The sequence below is a fragment of the Actinocrispum wychmicini genome (genome assembly GCF_004345645.1).
Classification (GTDB): Bacteria; Actinomycetota; Actinomycetes; order Mycobacteriales; family Pseudonocardiaceae; genus Kibdelosporangium; species Kibdelosporangium wychmicini.
On the sequence record NZ_SLWS01000007.1, the window covers coordinates 235,049 to 256,626 of the forward strand.

Below are 21,578 nucleotides of genomic sequence, written 5' to 3' on the forward strand. Positions count from 1 at the left end.
GCTGTCTCCTTCTTCAGTTGATCCGCACGATCTTGCCCTGGACGCTCACTTCCAGCTCCCCGTTGACCGTCACGGTCCGGCCGTTGAGGGTCAGGTCGCCCTGACCGGCGTCCACGGTGATGCCGCTCTTGCTGAGCGTGATCGACCGGCCCGCCGGTCCGGAGATCGTGATCTGATCGCTCTGCTGGTCCAGTGTGATCTCGAAGTTCCCGTCGCCGGTGACCAGCCGGACACCGGCCGGGCCGCCGTTTTTGTCCAGCAGTTCCAGCCGCTGGCCGCCGCGGGACACCAGGGACATGCGGTTGACGTTTCCCTTGGTACCGTCGACAAGCGACACATCATGCCGGGATGGACGGTCGGAACCGTTGTACAGGCCGCCGAGCACGTACGGCGCGTCCAGGCTGCCCTGTTCGAAGCCGACCAGCACCTCGTCCTTCACCTGCGGGCAGAACACGCCACCACCGCCGGTCCCGCCGAACTGGACGGTCCGCACCCAGTCGGTCTTGTACGTGTCGGACAGCCACGGGAACGTCAGCTTGACCCAGCCGCGCTGGTGCCCGTCGGGATCCCCGACCTCGTCGACGATTCCGATCGCGAGGCCCGGCATCCGCGGACCGCGCGACGGCGCGTTGCCGCCCATGACCAGGCCGGCCAGCGAACGGTCCGGGGACGTGCTGACCAGCACCGTCGTGCGGTAACCGGATTTGTCGAGCACGTGGTGCGCCGCGGTCGCGGTGTACTTGCCGGAGAACTCCGGGCCCGCGCTGCCGAGCGCCACCGGCACCCCGGCCCGCAACCGTGGGTCGCCCCACACGACGGCTTCGATCTCTGCCTGGCCGGCACTGACCGACGCGGCGACGGACTTGGCCACCGCGTCGGCCTCGGCCGAACTCCCGTACGGTGTGTCGGCCACGATCAGGCGGGTGTTCACCCCTGGCGACGGGACCTTCTTGTCAGGATCGACCGTCTTGCTGGTGATGGCCGATTCGGTCGACACGATCTTCGTCTTGGTGGACACGTCCCACCCACGGACCTCGACTGTGTTCACCCGGTCGCTGGTGGTCACCGCCGCCCGCAGGGCCGTCACGTTGGCGCCGAACTGAAGCACGAACGGGTTGCCCGCGGCGGATGTCGAGGAGTCGGGCGCGCCCGACGCGGGCTTCGGCCTGACCATCTCCAACCGGCCGGTCTTCTGATCGACATGCAGCGTGACGCCGTGTTCGGCGGCGATGCCCTGCAGGAACTCCCAGTCGGACACGTTGGCCTGGCTCAGCCGCGGGTAGGTGATCGAGGCTGTCTCGATCCGGCCGGTCGTCATCCCGGCACCGGCGGCCACTTTCCGCACGATGTCCGCCGCGATCATGTTGTGGTACGCCACCACTTTGCGGCCCCGGAACAACCTGTTCGCCAGGCTCTGCGCCCGGATCAGGATGAACGAGCCGGTGGAGTCGTTGTCCATCTCGAGCGCGGTCACCTCGCCGTCGAACAACAACTCCCGCTTACGGTCCTTCACCGTGACCGCGTACACCTTCAGTTTCGTGCCGATGTGGATACCGGTTTTGGCCAGGACTTTGCGCGTCTCGTCCTCGTAGGTCAGCGTGGCCGTGTCGGGCAGGCCGACGTTCTGGTCCACCACGCACGAGACAAGCCGTTCGGGCCAAGGCTTGCGCAGCTGCCCCGCGACGACGATCGGCTCAGCCGCGAACGACCGGCCGACGGGCGCGGTCATGCCACGTCCTCGTCCGCCGGGACCAGCAGCTCGGTTCCCGGGGTCAGCGTCATCGGGTCGTCGATGTCGTTGGCCTCGGCGATGATCCGCCAGGCGGTCGCGTCGCCGTACTCCTGCCAGGCCAGCTGCGGCAGGCTGTCACCGGCCACCACCTGATGGGTCCGCCGCGCCTCGAGTGATCCCGACGTGGGGTTCTGGCCCGCAGGTCCGGTCGACGCCTCCTCAAGGGTGATCGAGCAGGTGGCGCGCAGTGGCTTACCGTCCACATCGAACAGTGAGTAGTCCACGGACAGGTTCGTCACCACGGCGTCGAACGCCGTGGTACGCGCGGTGCCCCACTCGAACCGCACCCAGGGACTCGCCGGTTGCCGCGCCGCGAGGCTGCGCGGAGTCGGTACGCACGCCGACATCAGCTGGCGGACGCGACGCTCGATCGTGTTGTCGTGGTTGGCGGTGGCGTCAAGGAAGACGTCGACGGTCAGCGACCGGGGCCCGCTGCCGACGAACTCCGGCAGCGACGACTCGCTGGCCATCCGGGACGGCTGGCGCGACCAGTGGACGCTCTTGCTGACCGTGAGTTTGTTGGGGTTGAACTGGAACGGGACGCTGGCGATCAGCCTGCCAGGGCGGGCGCCGACGGACGACGGCGGCTCCATGATCCGTAACTGGGCCCGGGCCAGGCTGAGGTAGGGTGGCAGGCGCACGGTCGATTTCCTTCTACAGTAGATCGGGCATCAGGCCCTGGTGCGCGATCTCCAGGGTCTCGGTGGCCGGCTGGGAGTTGGCCGGGTCGAACGACGGTCCCTGCCAGCTGACCGGGACGACGCCGAGCACCTGCCAGCTGGTGATCGGCGTGAGATCCGGCTGCAGCGCGACGATCTCGCCATCCCTGCGGTCCACCCGGTGGATCATCAACGCCAGCCACGCGGCCACCTTGGCGGAGTCGTCGGTGACCGGCCGGGTGAACGTGATGTTGGACCACGTGATCCGGGTCGGGAACTGCCAGACGAAACCGTTGGTGCCGCCCTCGACGAACTGTTCCATCTCGATCTGCGCGCCCAGCCCCGAACAGGTGTGGAAGTTGCCGAGCAGGTTGCCCGCGATGGTCAGCTGGAAGAACGTGGTGCTGGCGAAAATACTCGTGGTCATCAGGTTTCTCCTTAGCGCCCGCGGTCGTGCAGACGACCGGCGCGTTCCCGGCCATGCCTGAGGTCGGCCCTGAGCAGCCGGCTGATCGGCTCGATCAACCGCCGGGCCAGCTCGTCCATGTTGTCCGCGGGCGGCGGCCGGTTCGGCGCGGTGCGCGAGCGCGTGGTCGGTGGCTGTGCGACCACGCTCGTGACAGGCACGTTGCCGACGGAGACACCGTTGAGAGGCACAGGCTGATTGGCCACCGGCGGCGCTGGGTCCCTGCGGGCACTGGTATTGGCCCTGGCGGGTTCGCGTTGCACCGTCATCGGTGGCTGACCCCGTGCGGGCGCCATCGCGAGGATCTCGACGCCGGGGCTGAGCGTCGCCAAGGCGTCCGGTTGCCGCAACGGCTGAGCCACACCCTCGGAAGCCCGACGCCAGACAGGGCGGGCGACACTCGGCTCCGCCGTCGTGGCTTCCGCGCGAACCAGCGATGCTCGTCCCGCCAGCAGCGGCAAAGCCCGGTGTCGCGGTGGCACCGGCCGGGTACCCAACTCCTGGGCGGTGACCGTGACGCGGTGCGGTGCCGGTCGGCTAGCTGCCCGCTGAACCACAGGAGTAGGCACCGTCGACGCCAGAACCGCGGTATCAGGCACACCCCCAATCGGCTCCCCAATCCCAACCGGCACGCCGTGTCGCGCGGTCCGGGACGGTGTGTCGCGCGTTCCGGGAGCATGAACTTCCCGTTGCCGGCCAAGCCGGGCAGCCGAATCACCCGGCACCGCACCGCCATCGTCCGCTGGACCGCCCGGGGACGAACCGGCGGGTGTCACCGGCATCCCGAGCGCGGCCACACCACCGGCACCGGCCTGAGTGCCAAGCGAAGCGGGTAGCACCGGACCGCGCTGAACGATCGGCGAGGCCGAGCCACCCGGCAGCACCGGCTTGGACTGGACAGCTGGAACGTCAACCGAACCCGGACCACCAGAGGTCGCCGGCCCACCAGGGACAACCGAACCACCGGTTAGCGCCGGCCCGCGCTGGACAACTGGAGGGTTGTCCTGGGCGACCGGACTGGCGGGCGGCACCGACTCATCCTGGACAACAGGTGTCGCCAATTCACTGGAGCCAGCCGAATCGCTGGGCGGCACCGCCTTGCGCTGAACAACCGGGCTGCCAACCGAACCCGGCCCCACCGACGGCACCGACTCACCCGGCACCACCTGACCGCCAGGGTCCACCTGACCGCCAGGCAGCAACGGTTTGATCTGGACAACCGGATCACCATGCGAACCTGGTTCGTCCGCTCGCACCGGCCCACCCGGCACCGTCGACTCACCAGGATCGACCGGACCACCGGGCGGTACCGGTCCACGCTGAACAACCGGACTATGAAACGGATCCGGACTCACCGGCCCACCCGGCACGGCCGACCCACCAGGATCGACCGGACCACCAGGCGGCATACGCTGAACAACCGGATTTCGAACCGGATCGGGACTCACCGGACCACCCGGCACCACCGACCCACCAGGATCGACCGGACCACCAGGGGACACCGGCCGACGCTGAACAACCGGACGGTCAAAGGAACCCGGACCCACCGACAACACCTGCCCACCGGCGTCCACTGGACCACTCGGCAGCACCGGCCTGGACTGGACACCCGGAACGTCAACCGAACTCGGACCACCTGGCGTCGCCGGCTCATTCGGAACACTCGAGCCGCCGGGAACAACCGGACTACCCGGCAACACTGACCGACGCTGGACGACTGGGGCATCCTGGACGACCGCACTGCCAGGCAACGTCGATCCGCCCGGCACGACCGGCCACACTGTACGGTCAGAAGTTCCCGAGTCGCCAGGAGCAAGCGGACCACCTGGTACCGCCGCGCCACTGATGGCAGCCGGACTGGCCTTGGCGCCCGCACCAGCCTGCCCGGGGGGTGTGGCCGGGCTGGTCCGGGCGGTCAGTTGGGCCAAGTCATCCGGCGCGTCTGGCACATCTGGTGTGACCGGCGACCCGCCGGGTGCCGGGTCGTCCGGGACGATCGGTGCGGCCGGATCCGTGGTTACCGAACGCAGCAGCAACCGGCCGCCTGCCGGGGCGAACGAGGCGCTGGGGGTACGGTAACTGATGACGCCGTGCATGGTGCCGACCGGGGCGTCCGGGGTGATCGCGTGACCGAGCGCCGAGCCGAACCTGATGTCCTGCCAGGACGCCAGGGTGTCCCGGAAGGTCAGGCCGGAGCTGACGAGCGGGGCCGGCCGGGACAGCACCGGGGTGATCGGCGCCAGGCTGCGCCAGCCACCGTCCCGGGACGCATGCGCCTGCCGTGGTGGACTATCCGCGGCCGGTGTGCGGCGGCGGAACCTGTCCAGCATGCCCATGGGTCATCCGCTCTCGTTCATCCGGGTGTTGATCCGGGCGATCTCCCGGACCCAGTTCTGCCGCTCGTGGTGTTCCATGTCCAGGATCTCCGCTCGTGGCCAGTGGAAGTGGTACGCGATGTACGCGATCTCCTCGTGCAGCCGCGCCACCGGGTAGGTCACCATTCCCCCAGGCGGCTCCCGGCGATGTCGACCTCGAAGTCGGTGCCGCATGACGGGCAGGTGACCCCGGCCCTGGTGTGGCCCTCGCTGTTGATCCTGCGGTAGAAGTCCTGCAGGAACGCGATGTCCGTGGCGTACATCTGCTCGACGATTCCAATGTGGACGTCGGTGATCTCCCCGATCCGGGTGATCACCTGGCTGAGCAATACCACACTGAGATACGCCGGGTTCTCCTTGACCCGGATGTCGATCTGCGGGCGCAGTTCGTCGCGGGCGGTCGCCAGCCGCATCCGGCCCTGCCGGTGCACGGCGCCGTCCTTGTCGACGTACCCGCGGGGCAGTTCGAACTCGAACTCGTTCGCCGGTGCGGGATTCCGCGACCGTGGCGGAGCCTCGGCCAGCTCGTCGAGGTCCGCGAGGTTCATGGCACGTCGCCTCATTGGACCTGGATCTCCTCGAAGGTGATGGTCACCTTCTCGGTCGCACCGGTGGAATCGCCCGCCTTCAGGCCAGGACCCTCCCATTTGGACGCCCAGGCGTTCATCAACTGGATCCGCCGGACCGTGTTGCCCTGGTTGTCCATGAACTCGATGGTCAGGTTCTGCCTGGCCGCCTTGATCGCGCCCTCGTTCAGGGTCTGCTTGATCCAGTCGCTGAACGCGCTGCTGGGGTCCAGGTTTCGGGTGATGGTCACCTCACCGCCCTTGGTGGCGCCCGGTTGCTTCTTGATGAACGGCCGTCCGGTGCTGGTGACCCCGGGGACCTCGACAACGGCCTGGTCGACGGTGAGTCCGCTGATCTCCTGGATGGACTCGACGGTGATCCCGCCGAGCTGGACCCCGAACCTATGGGTGATGAGCGCGTCGTTGCCCGCTGGTGCCGTCATGGAAACCTCTCACTTCACTCGCTGACGAGACTGGTGCTGTCGGAGAACTGGGCCAGCTGGAACACGACGAACTCGGCGGGCTTCACTGGCGCCACCCCGATCTCGCAGATGACCTGGCCGAGATCGATGGACGACTGCGGGTTGTTGTCGCGGTCGCACTTGACGTAGAAGGCTTCTTCGGCGGTCCGCCCGAACAGCCCGCCACGCCGCCATTCCTCGGTGAGGAATCCGGTGACGTTACGGCGAATGCTGGACCACAGCCGGTCGTCGTTCGGCTCGAACACGACCCACTGGGTGCCGCCCAGAATGGACTCTTCGAGGTAGTTGAACAACCTGCGCACGTTGAGGTATCGCCACGCGGGGTCCGACGACAGGGTCCGGGCGCCCCAGATCCGGATGCCCCGGCCGGAGAAGGCCCGGACACAGTTCACGCCGATCGGGTTAAGCAGGTCCTGCTCGCCTTTGCTCAGGCCGATCTGCAGATCGATCGCACCCCTGATCACCTCGTTGGCCGGTGCCTTGTGCACGCCTCGTTCGGTGTCGTTACGCGCCCACACCCCGGCGACGTGCCCGCTCGGCGGCACCGTGATCGCACGGCCGCTCGCCGGATCGAACACCTTGATCCATGGGTAGTACAACGCGGCGTACTTCGAGTCGTAGCCGGCTTCGTCCTGGCGCCATGTCCGGACCTGGTGCGCGCCGAGGTCCGGCGGCGAGTCGAGCACGGCCATCCGGTCGCCCATCTGCTCGCAGTGCGAGATCACCGCGAGCTGCACGGTCTTCACACCCTCGGCGTCGATCACGCCCCGCTGGTAGGCGCTCATCAGGTCCGGGATCACGACCATGGTGATCTCGTCGATCGCCTCAAGGCCGCCGAATCCGGTGCGGGTGTCGACGTTGCCGACGTACTCCTGAGCATCCAGAGTGGCAGGTGAGGTGGCCGGTGCCGGTGCGGGCGGGACGGACACCGCCTGCTTGTCCGGACGGGCGAGCGCGGTGCCCGGCTGCTCACTCACCTCGATCAGCTTGGACCGCTCCCGGACCTGGGTGACCACGTAGGACTTGATGTTCCGCCGGGTCGACACGTCGAACGTCTCGGCCACCTCGCCGTTCTGGCGGACCAGCAGCTTGAATCGGTCCTCCGGCGGGTTCTCCCCGTCCGCGTCCGCGACCTCCACGGTGATCTCACCGGTCGCGTCGGGCAATGCCGAAACCCGCAGCCCACCAAGGACAGCAGGCACCGCGGCGGTCCGCGCCGACCGGGAACCGTTGGCGCTGGGGCCGCCGATCCTTACCACGTAAGCCGTTCCACCACCGTTGGCGAAGAAGCCGTAAACGGCGTGCGGCAGATAGGTGCCTTCGACGAATCCGCCGAACAGCTGGGCGTACTGGTTCCAGTTGGCGACCAGGGTGGGTTCGTGGAACGGTCCTTGCTCGGCGAACCCGACGAACGCGGCGACGGCGGTGCCGACTCCCTCGATCGGCCGCGCGCCGGACTGGATCTCCTCGACGTACACGCCCGGGGAGAGATACGACGGCATACCCGCTCCTTCGTGATCTGCGAATGCTGACCTGATCGATACTCGCGGCCACCACATCTGGAATGAATGCCCGCCAGGGCAGATCCAGGGCACCATCCATGCCCTGGACAGCCGTCGCCGACACCTGTGTCCACGCCGGCGGATCGGCCATGCTCGACGCATGAGCCAGGCGAGGCTGGGCAAGCACGAGCGGGAACCCGAACGGGACCGGGCCAAGGCCCACCGGTCGGAGCCGGTGTCCGGGCCGGACTCGGTACTCGGTTTGCAGCGTCTGATCGGCAATGAGGCTGTGGCGGGCCTGCTGGACGAGACCGTGGTGGACGAGACGCTGGGATCCGCGGGAAAGCCGCTGGACGGCGGTGTCCGCGCGGACATGGAGGCCCGGTTCGGCGCGGACTTCTCGGATGTCCGGGTGCACAACGACGAGACCGCCAAGCGATCCGCCGCCGAGATCGGTGCCCGCGCGTACACCGCTGGCAGCCATGTCGTATTCGGCGACCACGGCGACGACCCGCACACGCTTGCCCACGAACTCAAGCATGTTCTCCAGCAACGGCAAGGCCCGGTGTCCGGGCAGGTCATGGGGGACGGCCTCAAGGTGAGTCACCCGGACGACGTGTTCGAGCGGGAGGCCGAAGCCACGGCCGACGAGGTCATGCGTGGCCCGGTGCCCGCTGTGACCGAGCCGGTTGCCGACGAGCACCCAACGAGTGACCGGCCGATCCAGCGGACAATTGTGGACATGTCCGGCGGTGAGGGCAACGAGGTCGAGATCACGACCGCTGCTCAAGTCCGGGCCAGGCCGGAGTTCCAGGGACTCGGGCAGCGGCAACTCGACCGCGTCCTGGCCATCGCCCAGAGCGACGACGAGTACGCGGAGCTCACCGATGTCCTCGAACAGACCAGGGACACCGTGGTCGGTGCGGTCGACGGGTCCGGTGGACGCCGGGAAGGCGACTTCCTGGCCAGCGCGTGGCGACTCCGGGAGAACGTCACCGCCTACGACCCGGAGATGCAACCGAACATCCTGCGCGCGATGCTGGACGCCCGCCAAGTGCCGCCGGGCACCTCCATCCTGAACCAGTCCTCGATCACGGACTTCGGGGCGCATGTGCCGAACGTGCACGTGCTCGTGCCTCATCCAGGCCCGTGGATCACCAGGGCCGTACCACCGAACGATCTCGCCAGCTGTCTCGACCGCGTACTGGGGCCGGGCGGCGAGGCTTATGTACTGACGGACAACGAACCTGCGCAGGGCTTCGCGACCACGCTGGTGCAGCAGATCAACAACATCAACACCGCGGGTGCCAACGCCTCGTCATACCGGCCGATGACCCTGCACGGGCCGCAAGCGGTGCAGCAGGCCCAGCCCGGGGATCGCACGAACCTCGGTGGCGCGACGCTCGAACTGGGCCATGCCGCGCAGTACGCGATTATCCGGATCACCAGGGGCTGAACTCGCTGTCCAGCACCAAGCGGCCGAGCTTGACGTACTCGCCACGGACGGCGGTCACCAGGTCGGCCATGGTGACCGAGCGGCCGGCGTCGGCCGCGAGATAAGCGGCGGTCACCGCGCACGACCGGATGGAGCCACCGGTCAGTTCGAACCTGTCCGCGCAGAACTTGATGTCCACATCGGACGCTCGGGGCAGCTCGGCACCGAGACAACGGTCCCACAACGCGAACCGCTGGCCGGCGTCGGGCATGGGGAAGTCGGCGATCACGTCGAGCCGGCGGGTGAATGCCTCGTCCAGGTTCGCCCGCAGGTTCGTGGTCAGCACCGCGATCCCGTCGAAGGACTCCATCCGCTGCAGCAGGAACGCGGACTCCAGGTTGGCGTAACGGTCGTGCGCGTCCTTGACCTGGGAGCGTTTGCCGAAGATCGCGTCGGCCTCGTCGAACAGCAGCACGCCTTGCACATCCACGGCCTCGTCGAACACCCGTTCCAGGTTCTTCTCGGTCTCGCCGACGTACTTGTCGACCACCGTGGACAGATCGACCACGTACAGATCCAGCCCCAACTCGGCGGCGACCACCTCGCACGCCATGGTCTTGCCCGTGCCGGACTCACCGGCGAACAACGCCGTCACCCCACGACCCCGGCCGCCGCCCGGCCGCATCCGCCAGGTGCCCAGCACCTGGTCGCGGTGGCGGGCCCGGATGGTCAGTTCGGTCAGTTGCCTGCGAACCGGCTCAGGCAGGACCAGGTCGTCCCAGCCGACTTCGGGCACGACCCGCCGGGCCAGCCGCTCCAGCCCAGCGGCGTTCTGCGCCCGCACTCCGGCCTGAACGTCCTCAGCTCGCACCGGCCGTCCAGCCAGCAGAGCCCGATGCTCGGCAACAGTTCCCGCCCGCCGGAGCTGCTCACCGCCAAGCCTGTGCTGTCCTTCTATGGATACCGTCAGCGATACCGGTGTCCGGTCGCCCCACCGGGGATCCCAGTAGCCACGTCCAAAGAGGATGGTCGGCAGGTCGGGCGTCCGGGCGACGAGATCGCGGAGCTTGTCGCCAAGGGCGTCAACCGGTCCGAGCACGATCCCCGCGCCTCGCAACCGCGCTTCCCGGACGAGGACGGCCATGTGGCCGTCCAGTTGCCGCGCGTCCGCGACCAGCGCCGGACGCCCCGCGGCGGCCAGCACCCGCACTGCCTTGTCGCTCGGATCACCGTCCCGGGTACGGAAGTACAACAGTCGCGCGCCGGCGGCCACCCCGGCTCCGAGTCGGGCCGCCTCCGGGTCGGCGTTCTCGGTACGCACACGACACGCCCCGGCGATGGACGGGTCCAGTTCACGATCGCCCAGCAGGTGTGCCACGACCCGGTCGGGCAACCGGAGGGCACGGGCCAGCGCCGGACGGTCCTCGTCGAGCACTTCGATCAGGCCACCGGACACCAGCGGCGCGCCGGACCCGAATCGGAACCGTCCGGCCCCGGCCGGCGGGAGCCCGCACAGGGACAGCACCAGCCCGACCGTGGCGCGGCCCCGGGTGACATCGTCGTTGAGATAGGCGTAAAGCCGTTCGAATCGCGGATCGATCTCCGGCGCCAGCGCCACCAGGAGGAACCGGACGTCCAGGTCGGTGAGCTCGAAGTTCTCGGCCAGCCGGGTGAGCACCGGGCCGGACGGGCCGTCGCCCGCGGCCGGGCCGTCGGCCAGTATTCGGTCCACCATCTCCGGGGTCAGGTAGAGGCCCCGGTACGGGTCGTCCGGCTTGGGGTCGACCGCCTTGCGTTCGGCGACCGCGCGCCGGACGTCGATTTCCACGTCGGCGAGCGCGGCGAGGACCTGATGGGCGCCGGTCACGGCCCGATCGCCCGTCGTTTCCGGCGGGCCGGTGCCTCGGGCCGTTGGCGGGGCGCGGCGAACCCGGTGCCCTGCGCGGCCGTGTTCTCGTAGCGCAGGTGCCTGCCATCGGCGGCCATACCAGGCGTGGTGGCTTCGAGCACGACGCCTTCGGTGACCGGCGGACCGGCTTCAGTACGTTGCCCGGCAAGGGGCGCGGTCACCTTCAAGTCGACCGCCGGTTTGAGTTCACCGCCGAGCGCGGTCCAGATGTCAGTGGCCGCACGGCCTTCCGAGACCGGCCCGGCCGTCTCCACCGACACACCCAGTCCCAGTTCGGCCAGTGTTCCCGTGAGCCACCGTTGCTCGAGGGTGTCCGTTCTGGCCAGACAGGACAATACGTCAGCGAGCAGCCGATGCTCGTCAGCCGGCCGGTTCGTCCATGCGGTCAGCAGGTACGACAGGTGGTACCAGCGCGGCGGATCGTGCCATCCGACGATCATCCCGGCTTCGTCATACTCCTCGATCGTCCCGGTCCGCCTGCGGGTCAGGTCCTCGCGGATGTCGTAGAGGAACACGTTGACCGTCGGGGTGTTCCGGCGGGCCGTCCAGTCCTTGGTGGGCGCCTCGAAGGCCAACTCCCCGCCGCCACCGGGCACCCCGCCTTCCACGAGCAGCAGCCGGATGGCCTCGTCGACCTCGTGGATCATCGGCGCACCACCAGGTCAGGCGGGGTGTAAACGCCGGGTACCACCAGGAATGCCGTGGTGACCGGGCTGAAGCCGGGGCCGCTCGCGGTGATCACGCGTGGGCCGGTCTGATCTTTGGCCAGGATCAGCAGTTGCGCGATGAAGGTGCCGTCCCGTCGGGGGTGAGCCGGCGCCGCGGACGCGGTGATGCCGGGCGTCCAGGTCAGTGTCACCGGCGCACCCGGCGGAAAGTCAGTGCCACGCACGGACGTGACGAAACCCGGCTTGCCCACCGCGGGCACCGCGATGATCTTCGGCTGGAGCACGATCAACGGCGCGGTCGCGATGTTGTCGGCGGGGTTCCCGTCCGTACCAACGGTTCGTAACGTCCCGGACACGACAGCCTGGATCTCCGCGGTGGGCGCCAGCACGATTCGCACCGACTCGGCCGCGCCGGGCGCGAGATCGGCCAGCGCGCAGCCGGTCGGCGTGCATCCACGCGCACCACTGATCGGAATCCCAACGGGGAGAGCGATGTCGAGGTCGAGACCGGTCGCGGCCGACTCCGCCCTGTTGCGCGCGGTGAAAGTCACGGTGACCGTGCCGCCGACATACCCCGGGGTCGGATTGACCGTCACGGCCAGGGAAGGATTGGCCGGGGATGGCGGTTGCCCAGCCGGCGGTGGTACCGGTACCTCGACCGGAATGATCGTCGTGGCGACGTTGTCGAGCGGCTGGTTGTCCAGCATGCTGCCGGTCACCGACCAGATCACGTGTTGCTCGCCAGGTGCTGTGCCGACCAGGGTGGCCGTCAGGCCGATGCTTTCGCCTGGCGCCATCGTGCCGAGGTCGCATCGCGCCGCGGCACACGTGCCACGATCCGGCTGCACACCAACGATCTGAAGGCCCGGCGGGACGTCAACGGTCAACGTGGTCCCCAGCGACGGAGCCGGGCCGTGGTTGGTCACCGTGATCGGCACGGTGGCGCTGCCGCCCAGCGGCACGGTCGGCGTGGCCGGTGGCGCGGTGACGGACACGTTGACCGTCGCCTGGAAGCTTGGTTCCTTCTGCCGTCCGGGCAGTGCCTGGCTGATCGGGGTCACCCGGCCGCTCGCGATGTCCAGCACGGCAAGCATTTCCGGCGAGTTCAGGTCGGCCGCGCGCCGGGTGGTGAGCACCGCCTGCGTGCCGTCCGGGGAGAACGCGATGTCCCTCGGCTGGAACGGGCCGTCCGGCGCGTCGACCGGACCGGCACACGAGCCATGCCCGGCGGGCAGCAGCACCCGGCAGCCGGTCCCGTCGGTGGACACCGTCAGCATTCCGTCGTGCTCACGGTTGAACGCGACCCGCGTGCCATCCGGGGAGAACGCCGGGCTGTCGTCGATCACCGGGCAGTTGGCCCCGCACGCCGCGGCGGTGAGATCTCGCTGACTTCCGAGCGCGGTCGCCGAAGTGAGCCAGATGTGTTTGTTGGCGAGCGATCCGCCGACGTTGGCTACCTGGGTGAAGGTGATCGCGGCGCCGTCGGGCGAGAACTCCGGTTGGGCGTCGGACAGGGTCGGGTCGGCCGAGGGCGGCAGCGCGCCGGTCACCTGCCCGGTGGCGACGTCGGCGATGAAGACCCGGGTCGGGGCGCCGTCGACGGCGCCTGGCGACTGGCGGGTGAAGATGATGGACCGGCCGTCCGGCGACCAGTCCGGGTCGATCTCCCAGTCCCCGGGTGCCCGGTCGGCGAGCGGCATCGGCGCGGCGTCACTGCCGTCCGCGTTCGCCAGCCAGATCCGTTCGATCCGCCGGCCGCCGGCTGTTTCGAACCGGGTCACGGCGAGCCGGGTGCCGTCCGGGGAGTAGTTCTGCCGCTCGAACCATGGATCGAACCCGGGATTCGGGTGGAACAACAGGAAGTTGTCGGTGGCCGCGCCCGGGTCTTCGCGCAGCACGCTCAACCCGAGGTCACGTGGGTCGCTCCCGTCCGGCAGGATGTCCTGAAGGTCAGCGGTGTTCTGGCCGGACGCGGTCGACCGGGCAACTACCAACTGCCCGTTCAGCATGGCCGGCGAGTCATCGCCGCGGTCCTCGGCGAGCAACTGGTCCGGGTCGCTGACCGGGCCGCATCCGCAGGCGTTCACCGCCCGCACCTGGTTCACGTTGTCGACGACGCTGATGAACATCAGCATGGTGCCGTCCGGCTCCCACGCGGGCGAGAACGACGGCACGGCCTCCGCGTCGCCCGCGAGCACCGGGTTCCCGGGGGTGGTGTCCTTGATCAGACGCAACCTCCGGCCCGCGCCGGTGCCCTGGGTATACGCGATCAGGTCGGGACGCTGGTAGTTCCATGCCGGTTGCCTGCCGCCGTTGGTGGTCAGCCGCGTCTCGGGCCCGCCCGCGAGTTCCCTGCGGTAGATGTCCGTACCACCGGCCTGGTCGCTCGCGAAGGCGATCTGCGTGCCGTCCGGGGAGAATGTCGGTTCGGTCTCGTTCGCCGCTGACGTGGTCAGCCGCCGCAACCCGGTGCCGTCGCTGTGGACCAGCCACAGAACCCGGTGCGCTCCATCTGCCGAGTCGAACACCACGAGCGTGCCGTCCGGTGACAGCCGCGGGTGGGCGGCATCGCGCCCGGTCGTCAGCCGGTGTATCGCTCCGACCGCGTCCCGCAAGTACACCTGAGGCGTGGCGGCGTCCCGCCGGCTGGTGAACACGAGTTGGCCGCCCACCGCGAACGGCTGGTCGTCGAAGTGTGTTGGTCCGGGTCCCAGCAACGGTTGGGACGGACCGGTGCCGGTGACCACACCGAGGCTGCGGTGTTGGGTGCCGGCGAACAGCACGCGCCCGGTCACCGGGGCGTCCGACAGCCGGGCCGTGGGCTGCGCCGCGGTCCGCGGCGCAGCCCCAACCACCACTGTGGACAGTGCGACACCGGTCGCGGCGACGGCCAGGAGCCGGATCGGCGTACGCACGTCAGGTCCTCCTCAGGATGTCCACCGTGATGGTCGCCGGGCCGACCCGCTCGGGTCGAGGCCCCGGCAGGCACTCCGGAGGCAGGCCGTCGGGGACTTTCGGGCACAGTCCTAGATCAGGCCGTGCCGCATCAGGTATCCCACGGCGTGTGCCCGGTTGCGCAGGTTGAACCGCGTGATCACCTCGTGCAACACGTTCTTCACCGTTCTCTCGGAGTACGAGGTCTTCACCGCGATCTGCGCCGTGTCCAAGCCCTCCGCGACCAACCTCAGCATGTCCGCCTCCCGCACGGTCAACGTGGACAAGGTCAGCCCGCGTGGATCCAGCACCTTCCGCTGCAACCGGCCGACCTGGTCCAACAGTCGACCGAGCAGATCACCCGGCAGCACACCCTCGCCCCGGGCCAACGCGGTGATCACCGACACCAGCCGGTCCTGGTTCGCCTCCGACCGGCGGATCACCGCCGCCACCCCGCACTCCACCGTGGTACGCAACACGTTCTCCTCCAAATAGCCGGTCATCAGCCCCACCCGTGCGGTGGCCGAACGCTGCAACCGGCGCAGCAACAACTCCGTCTCGTCGTCCAGCCGGTCCACCACGACCAGCACCACCTCGGCCCGCTCCTCCTCGCCCGGGTCGAGCAACTCGATCTCCGGCCGCGACCGCAGCTGACACCTGACGCCCGCTTCCAGGATCGGGTCCTGGGCGTACAGGGCCAACGGCACCCTTGTCATCCCTTGTGCTCCCCTCACTCGTGCACCCGGACACCCCGGCGGTGTCCGGAGTCAAGTGGGCAGCGCGGTGACGCTCGCCAGGGCACGACCTGTGCCCGCCGGCTGCCCTTCGTTCCCTTCTCATGCGCGCGTGGTCCCGTCAGCCTTTGTGTTGTGACCACTACATTCGCGGAGCTGGATCGCCCGACGATCGTCGTGACGCCGGGCGCGGAGGCGACCACGACGCTGACCGTCCGCAACGACAGCGACATCGTCGAGGCCTACGAGTTCGAGGTGCTCGGCGAATGCGCTCCCTGGACCACGATCGAGCCGGCGCGGCTTTCCCTCTACCCCGGCACAACCGCGAACGTGACCGTGCTGTTCCGGCCGCCGCGTTCGCCCGAGGTCACCGCCGGCGAGAAGCCCCTCGGCATTCGGGTGATGCCGGTGGAACGGCCGGAAACCGGAACAGTGTCCGAAAGTACGGTCGTCGTCGAGCCGTTCCTGCGGACCGAGGCAGAGCTGATCCCGCGTCGCCGCAGGGCATGGCGTAGCGCGCGCTACACGGTATCGGTACACAACCTCGGCAACACTCACGTCACCGCGTCGCTGGCCGCGGCCGAGACCGAGGCGCAGCTTCGGTTCCGGTTCCCCGGTCAGACTCCCGAGATCGAGCCCGGTGCGCTCGAACAGGTCCGGATGCGCGCGCGAGCCCGCAAGCTGATCTGGTTCGGCAAGCCGGTCACCAGGACGTTCCGGATCGAGGCCCGTTCTGTTGCCGCGGTCGTGGTCGATCCTGTCCTGGCGGAGCAGCACGACCTGGACGGCGAGATGGTGCAGCTGCCGCTGCTGCCGCGCTGGCTGCTGGCGGTGCTCGCGGCACTGTTGGCGCTGATTCTCGCCTGGTTCGCGTTGGTCCGACCGACGATCAAGAGCGCGGCCACTCAAGCGGCGCAACAGGCCGCCCAGTCGGCCACCCAGCCACCGCCCGGGGGCGGCGGGCAACTGCCAGGGGGCGCTCCGGCTGGTCAAGGCGGCGGGGGCGGTGCGAGCAGCACCACGGAAACGCCGCCTCCGCCACCGACTCCGACGAACCAGCAGAGCTCGGCCACCATCCAGGTGCGCACCAACACTGGCGGCACCGGCAAGAGCGGCTACACCGTCCCCGACGACAGGACGTTCCGCATCACGGACATCCTGCTCGCCAACCCCCAGGGCGACGAGGGCCTGCTGACTGTCGCGTTCGGACAGCAGACGATCACCACGATCGCCATGGAGACCTTCCGCAACCAGGACTACCACTGGGTGACACCGATCGACGTGCCCGCGGGTGCCCAGGTCACCGCCACGGTGAGCTGTTCCAAACCGGGCACTCCGGCCAACGGCGTGCAGGCGCCGAACTGCCTTCAGCTGCTGAACGTCAGTGGCAGCCTGGTCGGCTGACATCAGCTCGTTGCCGGACTGGGAATGTGGGAGTGAATCGCGGTCATGACGGCCCCCTCGGGTTCGGAGTGGGTGTGAGCGCTTCCACTGACGTTAGTCGCATGGATTCCGAAAACGCAAATGTTCCGATTTCATAGTCATTCCGATGATCGGGTATTGTGGCGAAATGGCACATACCGCACCTGGCCGGCGGGAGCGCAAGAAAGCCGCCACCCGCCAGGCCCTGGAGACCGCGGCACGGCGGCTGTTCCTCGAGCGAGGGTTCGACAAGGTCACCATCGCCGAGATCGCCGACGCCGCGGACACGGCGGTGTCCACGCTGTTCGCGCACTTCCCGGGCGGGAAGGAAGCACTGATCCTCGGCGACGTCCAAGAACGCGAGCAGGCCCTCGCCGCAGCGGTGCGAAATCGTCCCACCGGTGTCTCGATCTTGCAGGCCGTACGGCGATATCTCGCCACTCGCGGCCCCTTCGACACCGACGCCGACGCGGAGACCCGTGGCATCGTCGAACTCGTGGTCGCCACACCCGCCCTGCGGACCTACGCCAGGACGCTGTGGACCAAGTGCGAGGACACCCTCGCCGGAGTCATCGCCGAACAGACCGACCGCGACGCGGACGACCTGTCACTACGCCTGCTGGCGCGCTTCATCCTCCAGGTCCCCGACCTGACCGGCGTCGAGCCCGACCCACCCGCCGCGATGGACGTCGCGTTCCACCACCTCCAGCGCGGCTGGCCCGAACTCTGACCGGGCGCCGATCCAGACCACCCCATTCGCTACCGCGACAACGAAGTTCAGTGCCGCTTTCGACGCCATCTTCGCGTCGATCGGCTCCGGCGCGGACGCTACAGCAGCCCGATCACCAGCGCCATGGCGAGAAACAGCACCAGCTGATAGCTGATGTTGACGAGGGTCAGCTTCGGAGGCTTCAGCTCGAACGCATTGTGCTGGAGGAGCGTGGTTGCCGAGAACGTCAACCACGCCACGAGACCGACCAGCAGCGCCAACCACACCGAGTCATCACCGGCAGCCTTCGACGCGATCCCGATGCCGACCGCCAGCCCGACCGCGGTCACGCTGTTGGCGATGAGGAGCTGGACCATGTTCCTTCCGCTGGCCTTCTTGGTGTCTTCGGGAGTTATGCCGGTCAGCTTCCCCCACACGGCCACAAAGCCGATCTTGCTGTACCACACGACGGCCACGACCATGCCGACGACGAATGCGAGCACGGTGGCCAGCCAGTTGATCTCCATGGCGTAACTCCTTGATTGTCTGAACACCGGGGCGATCCGAGCCCTGCCTGACCACGGCACCAGCGAGCGTGATATAATCAACCACGATGGAAAAAGTCAAGCACTCTTCGGGTCGCTCCTACGGGCAGTTCTGCGGACTTGCCCGCGCCTTGGACGTCGTGGGCGACCGCTGGAACCTCCTGATCGTGCGCGAACTACTTCCCGGTCCGCTGCGCTACAACGAACTGAGGGCCTCCCTCGCGGGGATCGCCACCAACCTCTTGGCGGAGCGACTGCGGAGCCTGGAGGCAACCGGGATCGTCGAGCGGCGGCTGGGAGATGTAGGAGTCCTCTACGCCCTGACGCCGTGGGGTGCGGGGCTTCGCGAGCCGATGGAGGCGCTGGGTAGGTGGGGCGCGCCGCTGTTGATGACAGGACGTGCCGGCGATTCATTCCAGCCGCGTTGGCTGGTGCTCGCGTTACCGGCGCTGCTTCGAGGCGTGACCGCGACTCCCTCGCTCGAACTCGGCTTCGAAGTCGAAGGCTTCCTCATCGTCCTGCGCATCGACGAGAACGGTCCGCGCGCGGTCCAGCCCGACCGTCATCCGGGCACGATCCTGACAGCCGCTCCAGAGATCGTCATCGGGCTCGCGGCTGGCGCGCTCACGGTCGACCAGGCCGTCTCCGCAGGACGCCTCCTAGGCGACCCTCATATCCTCCGCAGAGTCTTTCCTCCAGTTTGAGCTTCTCTGCACCAAGCAAGCCGACTCGCCGATGGTGGAGGCCGGGCGTACCTCGAGGCGTGTCGTAGTCACGATTGGACGGTTTCAGCCAATCCCGTGCACTGTGGACGACGCGCGCTCACCCAGGGCAGCCCCGGCCGCCTCGCCGATCGCCGCCCATGATCCCAGGCACGACGACAACCGCATCGCGAGAAACGTCGGTGGCGAGAGGGGTCCCGGAGCGGCCGGGTATCGAAAGCGTCTTCAGCGGCTTTGGCGATCGGCGGGTACGTACACGCAACCAAAGCGCAGACGGCGTCAAAGTGACGCCGACGTTAATTCCTCCGTGTCACTGGTCACTCAATCCAGTGAATAACGTGCGCGCACGATGAAACAGCTTCCGAGTCGAGCGCAGAATCAACACCGGAGGTCTCACCCATGGCCAAACATCGACTCGACCCGGACAACGCCACCGCCCAATGGAGTGCCGGCACACTCGTTCCAGCCAGCACACCCACATCCACACACCAAACGTGCGACGCCCTCGTGCGCTTCCCACCGGAACCCGAACCACAACACCCGACCGAGTAAGACTGGGACACCATTCACGTCCACCGACGTGAGGAACCTCCCGCTGCGGATCCGTGGTACGGGGCGGAATTGGCCGCCCTCACCGACTGATCCGTCGGCTCTGCCCTGGCAAGGCTTGCACTGGTGGGCCGCAGTCCGCGCTCGGTGCTTGCCTGCGGTATCAGGTCGACCGGACTGCCGTCGAAGCAGAACACCCGCAAGATCGTGGTTCCCGTCATGCGGCGAGCAGGTCGGCTCCCAGATACTGGCCAGGTGCCACGCCTGGTAGCGCGAAGAAATACCCACCGCCGAAGCTCAGGATGTACTTGTCCAGCGCTTCGCCTGTGAGTCGGCCCTGTACGGTCTCGAAGCCCTTGCCGAGGTCCCGCTGAAAGCAGACGAAAACCAGGCCCGCATCGGTGCCGGTGCGGTAGGAGTAGCCGCGACGCAGGATCCTGCTGCCCGCTGTCTCTGGTGTACGTGGGTTGGCCCGGCGAATGTGCGCGTCGAGGGCGACGAGTTGGCCAGTCGGGTCGTCGGCGTAGGTGAAGTCCTCCGTTTCAGTGCCGCGCCCGAGTGGAGCTCCGTCCGACCGGCGTCGGCCGAACACCGATTCCTGTGTGGACAACGGTTCGCGGTCCCACAGTTGCGTCGCGAACCGCACCAGCCGGATCACCTGATAGGAGCCGCCGGCGGTCCAGTGCGGTTCGCTGTCATCCTGCGCCACCCAGACCAGCTGTGCCATCGTGGCGGCGTCGTGCACGTCCGGGTTGCTGATCCCTTCCTCGAAGCCGAACAGGTTGCGCGTGGTTGGGCGACCGGTCGCGGACATGGTGTTCTCCGGCCGGAACGCCGGCATTCGCCATCGAGGTACCAGCGCGGCGCCAGTGGTCCGTTCGATGCTGCTCAGGCTGCTTTGCGCGGTGGTGGCGTCGGGCGCGCAGACCTGCACCAGCAGATCTCCGTGGCACCAGGCTGAGTCCAGTACGTCGTTGGGGAATGACGGCATGGTGGTCAGGGCAGCTGGTCGGCGTGCCGCGAGGCCGTACCGGTCGTCGAACAACGAGGCCCCGACGGACACAAGGATCTCACTTGGCGCGGCGGCGACCTGGACGCTGATCTGGCGCAGTACGCCTGCTAATGCCTCACGGCCGGGGACCCGGATGTCGAAGGCCGCGAACACCGCCGTGGTGGGCGGGGCGGTCAGGATGCCCGGCTGGTGCCGCAGGTCCGGCCCGGGTGTCGCTTGTGGACCTTCGGTCACGCATCCGGCGAGAGCCATGGCCGCGCCGCCGGCCAGCAAACCACGCCGGCTGATCGTCCGCGGGCCATCACTCACGGCAGTCCGCGAATGTCGGCGCTACGGTCGCACGATCAGGGGCGAGCCGATCGAAGAACAGCTCTTTGCCGATCCTGGCGAGCGCGGCCGAATACCGCTCGGACTCGACTTCCCACGCGAACGGATCGGCAACGTCGAGGAACACCCCGTGTTCGACTCTTCTCGCGCCCGGCAGGGCGAGGACCTCGGATGAGGAAAACAGCTCCACATACTTGTCGCTGAAGTAGTTCACCGCGAAAAGACCGGGCAGGAACCGACCGAAATCCCGACCGATGGCACGAAGGCTTGGCGTCGTCTGCATCACTTTGGCCCGGTATTCCGAGTCCAGGTGAACCGCGCCCCACAGCGGGACGCACCCGACGCAAAGTTCTTCGAACACCTTGCCGGCGAAGGTCAACGAGGACACGCCCGCCACCGACGGAGTCAGAATCTGGACCGTGACCTCGTTCGCCATCTGCAGGTGCCCGCCGACCGGCCGGGTCGGCCGGTCATTGACGGAAACAACCACAACGAACTCCCTGGTGGCACCTCGGAGTTCCACGCGTCCACTGTTGAAACCGAAGGTTGTCCTCGTTCGCACGGCAACCATTTCCGCCAGAGCACCAGCCCGGTCGAAGTCGACCGCCGCCCTTGCCTTCAGATTCGGTTCCCAAGCAACAATCTTTTCACTCCACCGCGTGGCAGCACTGAGAAGAACGTCCTGAACTATGGCCACTGTCGCCCGTTCGGCGTCAATACTCGGGTTCAGCGACCGGCTGAACACCAAACGCACGAACAGCACCGGTCGA

At 68.1% G+C, this 21,578-nt stretch carries 19 protein-coding genes; 4 read left to right on the plus strand and 15 right to left on the minus strand.

Annotated elements, in window-relative coordinates; genetic code table 11:
• Positions 1-13: 13 nt before the first annotated feature.
• From EV192_RS31345 to EV192_RS31380, 8 genes are all read right to left on the minus strand, one after another.
• On the minus strand, positions 14-1,729 hold the full coding sequence (locus tag EV192_RS31345) for a VgrG-related protein (protein WP_132121845.1): 1,716 nt from the start codon (positions 1,727-1,729) through the stop codon (positions 14-16).
• Positions 1,726-2,433, minus strand: coding sequence for a CIS tube protein (locus EV192_RS31350; RefSeq protein WP_243727199.1), 708 nt, complete (start codon positions 2,431-2,433; stop codon positions 1,726-1,728). Before EV192_RS31350 ends, EV192_RS31345 begins: the two co-directional genes overlap by 4 nt.
• Positions 2,434-2,446: 13 nt before the next feature.
• Positions 2,447-2,878: a phage tail protein gene (locus tag EV192_RS31355; protein WP_132121848.1), complete on the minus strand. Its 432-nt coding sequence runs from the start codon at positions 2,876-2,878 to the stop codon at positions 2,447-2,449.
• 11 nt (positions 2,879-2,889) lie between these two features.
• A complete protein-coding gene (locus EV192_RS31360; protein WP_132121850.1) occupies positions 2,890-3,078 on the minus strand; it encodes a hypothetical protein in 189 nt (62 codons plus the stop codon).
• A 2,178-nt stretch (positions 3,079-5,256) separates the two neighbouring features.
• Positions 5,257-5,415: a DUF6760 family protein gene (locus EV192_RS54190; RefSeq protein ID WP_341770930.1), complete on the minus strand. Its 159-nt coding sequence runs from the start codon at positions 5,413-5,415 to the stop codon at positions 5,257-5,259.
• Complete coding sequence (locus EV192_RS31370; RefSeq protein ID WP_132121852.1) at positions 5,412-5,855, minus strand: hypothetical protein; 444 nt, start codon at positions 5,853-5,855, stop codon at positions 5,412-5,414. The genes EV192_RS54190 and EV192_RS31370 overlap by 4 nt, the downstream gene beginning before the upstream one ends.
• The gene (locus tag EV192_RS31375; protein WP_132121854.1) at positions 5,852-6,301 is read right to left on the minus strand and encodes a phage tail protein; all 450 of its coding nucleotides are present in this window, start codon (positions 6,299-6,301) and stop codon (positions 5,852-5,854) included. Before EV192_RS31375 ends, EV192_RS31370 begins: the two co-directional genes overlap by 4 nt.
• Positions 6,302-6,315: 14 nt before the next feature.
• Positions 6,316-7,842: a phage tail sheath family protein gene (locus tag EV192_RS31380; protein ID WP_132121856.1), complete on the minus strand. Its 1,527-nt coding sequence runs from the start codon at positions 7,840-7,842 to the stop codon at positions 6,316-6,318.
• 160 nt (positions 7,843-8,002) lie between these two features.
• Between EV192_RS31380 and EV192_RS31385 the strand changes: the two genes are divergently transcribed.
• Positions 8,003-9,298 carry an eCIS core domain-containing protein gene (locus EV192_RS31385; RefSeq protein ID WP_132121858.1) on the plus strand — a complete coding sequence of 432 codons (1,296 nt, stop codon included), beginning with the start codon at positions 8,003-8,005 and terminating at the stop codon, positions 9,296-9,298.
• Here EV192_RS31385 and EV192_RS31390 read toward each other — a convergent pair.
• The 4 genes from EV192_RS31390 to EV192_RS31405 all read right to left on the minus strand — a co-directional run bounded on the left by EV192_RS31390 (position 9,285) and on the right by EV192_RS31405 (position 15,504).
• Positions 9,285-11,144 (minus strand): ATP-binding protein, encoded by a 1,860-nt coding sequence (locus tag EV192_RS31390; RefSeq protein ID WP_132121860.1) that lies wholly within the window; start codon positions 11,142-11,144, stop codon positions 9,285-9,287. The two genes, EV192_RS31385 and EV192_RS31390, sit on opposite strands and share 14 nt — an antisense overlap.
• Positions 11,141-11,833 carry a Pvc16 family protein gene (locus EV192_RS31395; protein ID WP_132121862.1) on the minus strand — a complete coding sequence of 231 codons (693 nt, stop codon included), beginning with the start codon at positions 11,831-11,833 and terminating at the stop codon, positions 11,141-11,143. The genes EV192_RS31390 and EV192_RS31395 overlap by 4 nt, the downstream gene beginning before the upstream one ends.
• Entirely contained in the window at positions 11,830-14,769 is a 2,940-nt protein-coding gene (locus EV192_RS31400; RefSeq protein WP_132121864.1) for a DUF11 domain-containing protein, read from the minus strand. The genes EV192_RS31395 and EV192_RS31400 overlap by 4 nt, the downstream gene beginning before the upstream one ends.
• A gap of 111 nt (positions 14,770-14,880) precedes the next feature.
• Positions 14,881-15,504: a helix-turn-helix transcriptional regulator gene (locus EV192_RS31405; RefSeq protein WP_132121866.1), complete on the minus strand. Its 624-nt coding sequence runs from the start codon at positions 15,502-15,504 to the stop codon at positions 14,881-14,883.
• 153 nt (positions 15,505-15,657) lie between these two features.
• Between EV192_RS31405 and EV192_RS31410 the strand changes: the two genes are divergently transcribed.
• Both EV192_RS31410 and EV192_RS31415 read left to right on the plus strand, forming a co-directional pair.
• Positions 15,658-16,926: a COG1470 family protein gene (locus tag EV192_RS31410; protein ID WP_243727200.1), complete on the plus strand. Its 1,269-nt coding sequence runs from the start codon at positions 15,658-15,660 to the stop codon at positions 16,924-16,926.
• 166 nt (positions 16,927-17,092) lie between these two features.
• Complete coding sequence (locus EV192_RS31415) at positions 17,093-17,674, plus strand: TetR/AcrR family transcriptional regulator (RefSeq protein WP_132121868.1); 582 nt, start codon at positions 17,093-17,095, stop codon at positions 17,672-17,674.
• 98 nt (positions 17,675-17,772) lie between these two features.
• On the opposite strand, the gene EV192_RS31420 is transcribed toward EV192_RS31415, so the two are convergent.
• Positions 17,773-18,180, minus strand: a complete 408-nt coding sequence (locus EV192_RS31420; protein ID WP_132121870.1) for a DUF1761 domain-containing protein — start codon at positions 18,178-18,180, stop codon at positions 17,773-17,775.
• Positions 18,181-18,266: 86 nt separating this feature from the next.
• Between EV192_RS31420 and EV192_RS31425 the strand changes: the two genes are divergently transcribed.
• Positions 18,267-18,902 carry a winged helix-turn-helix transcriptional regulator gene (locus EV192_RS31425; protein ID WP_132121872.1) on the plus strand — a complete coding sequence of 212 codons (636 nt, stop codon included), beginning with the start codon at positions 18,267-18,269 and terminating at the stop codon, positions 18,900-18,902.
• A 784-nt stretch (positions 18,903-19,686) separates the two neighbouring features.
• Here EV192_RS31425 and EV192_RS31430 read toward each other — a convergent pair.
• Both EV192_RS31430 and EV192_RS31435 read right to left on the minus strand, forming a co-directional pair.
• Entirely contained in the window at positions 19,687-20,790 is a 1,104-nt protein-coding gene (locus EV192_RS31430) for a Dyp-type peroxidase (RefSeq protein ID WP_207926312.1), read from the minus strand.
• Positions 20,783-21,571 (minus strand): hypothetical protein, encoded by a 789-nt coding sequence (locus EV192_RS31435; protein ID WP_132121874.1) that lies wholly within the window; start codon positions 21,569-21,571, stop codon positions 20,783-20,785. The genes EV192_RS31430 and EV192_RS31435 overlap by 8 nt, the downstream gene beginning before the upstream one ends.
• Between the last annotated feature and the right edge of the window lie 7 nt (positions 21,572-21,578).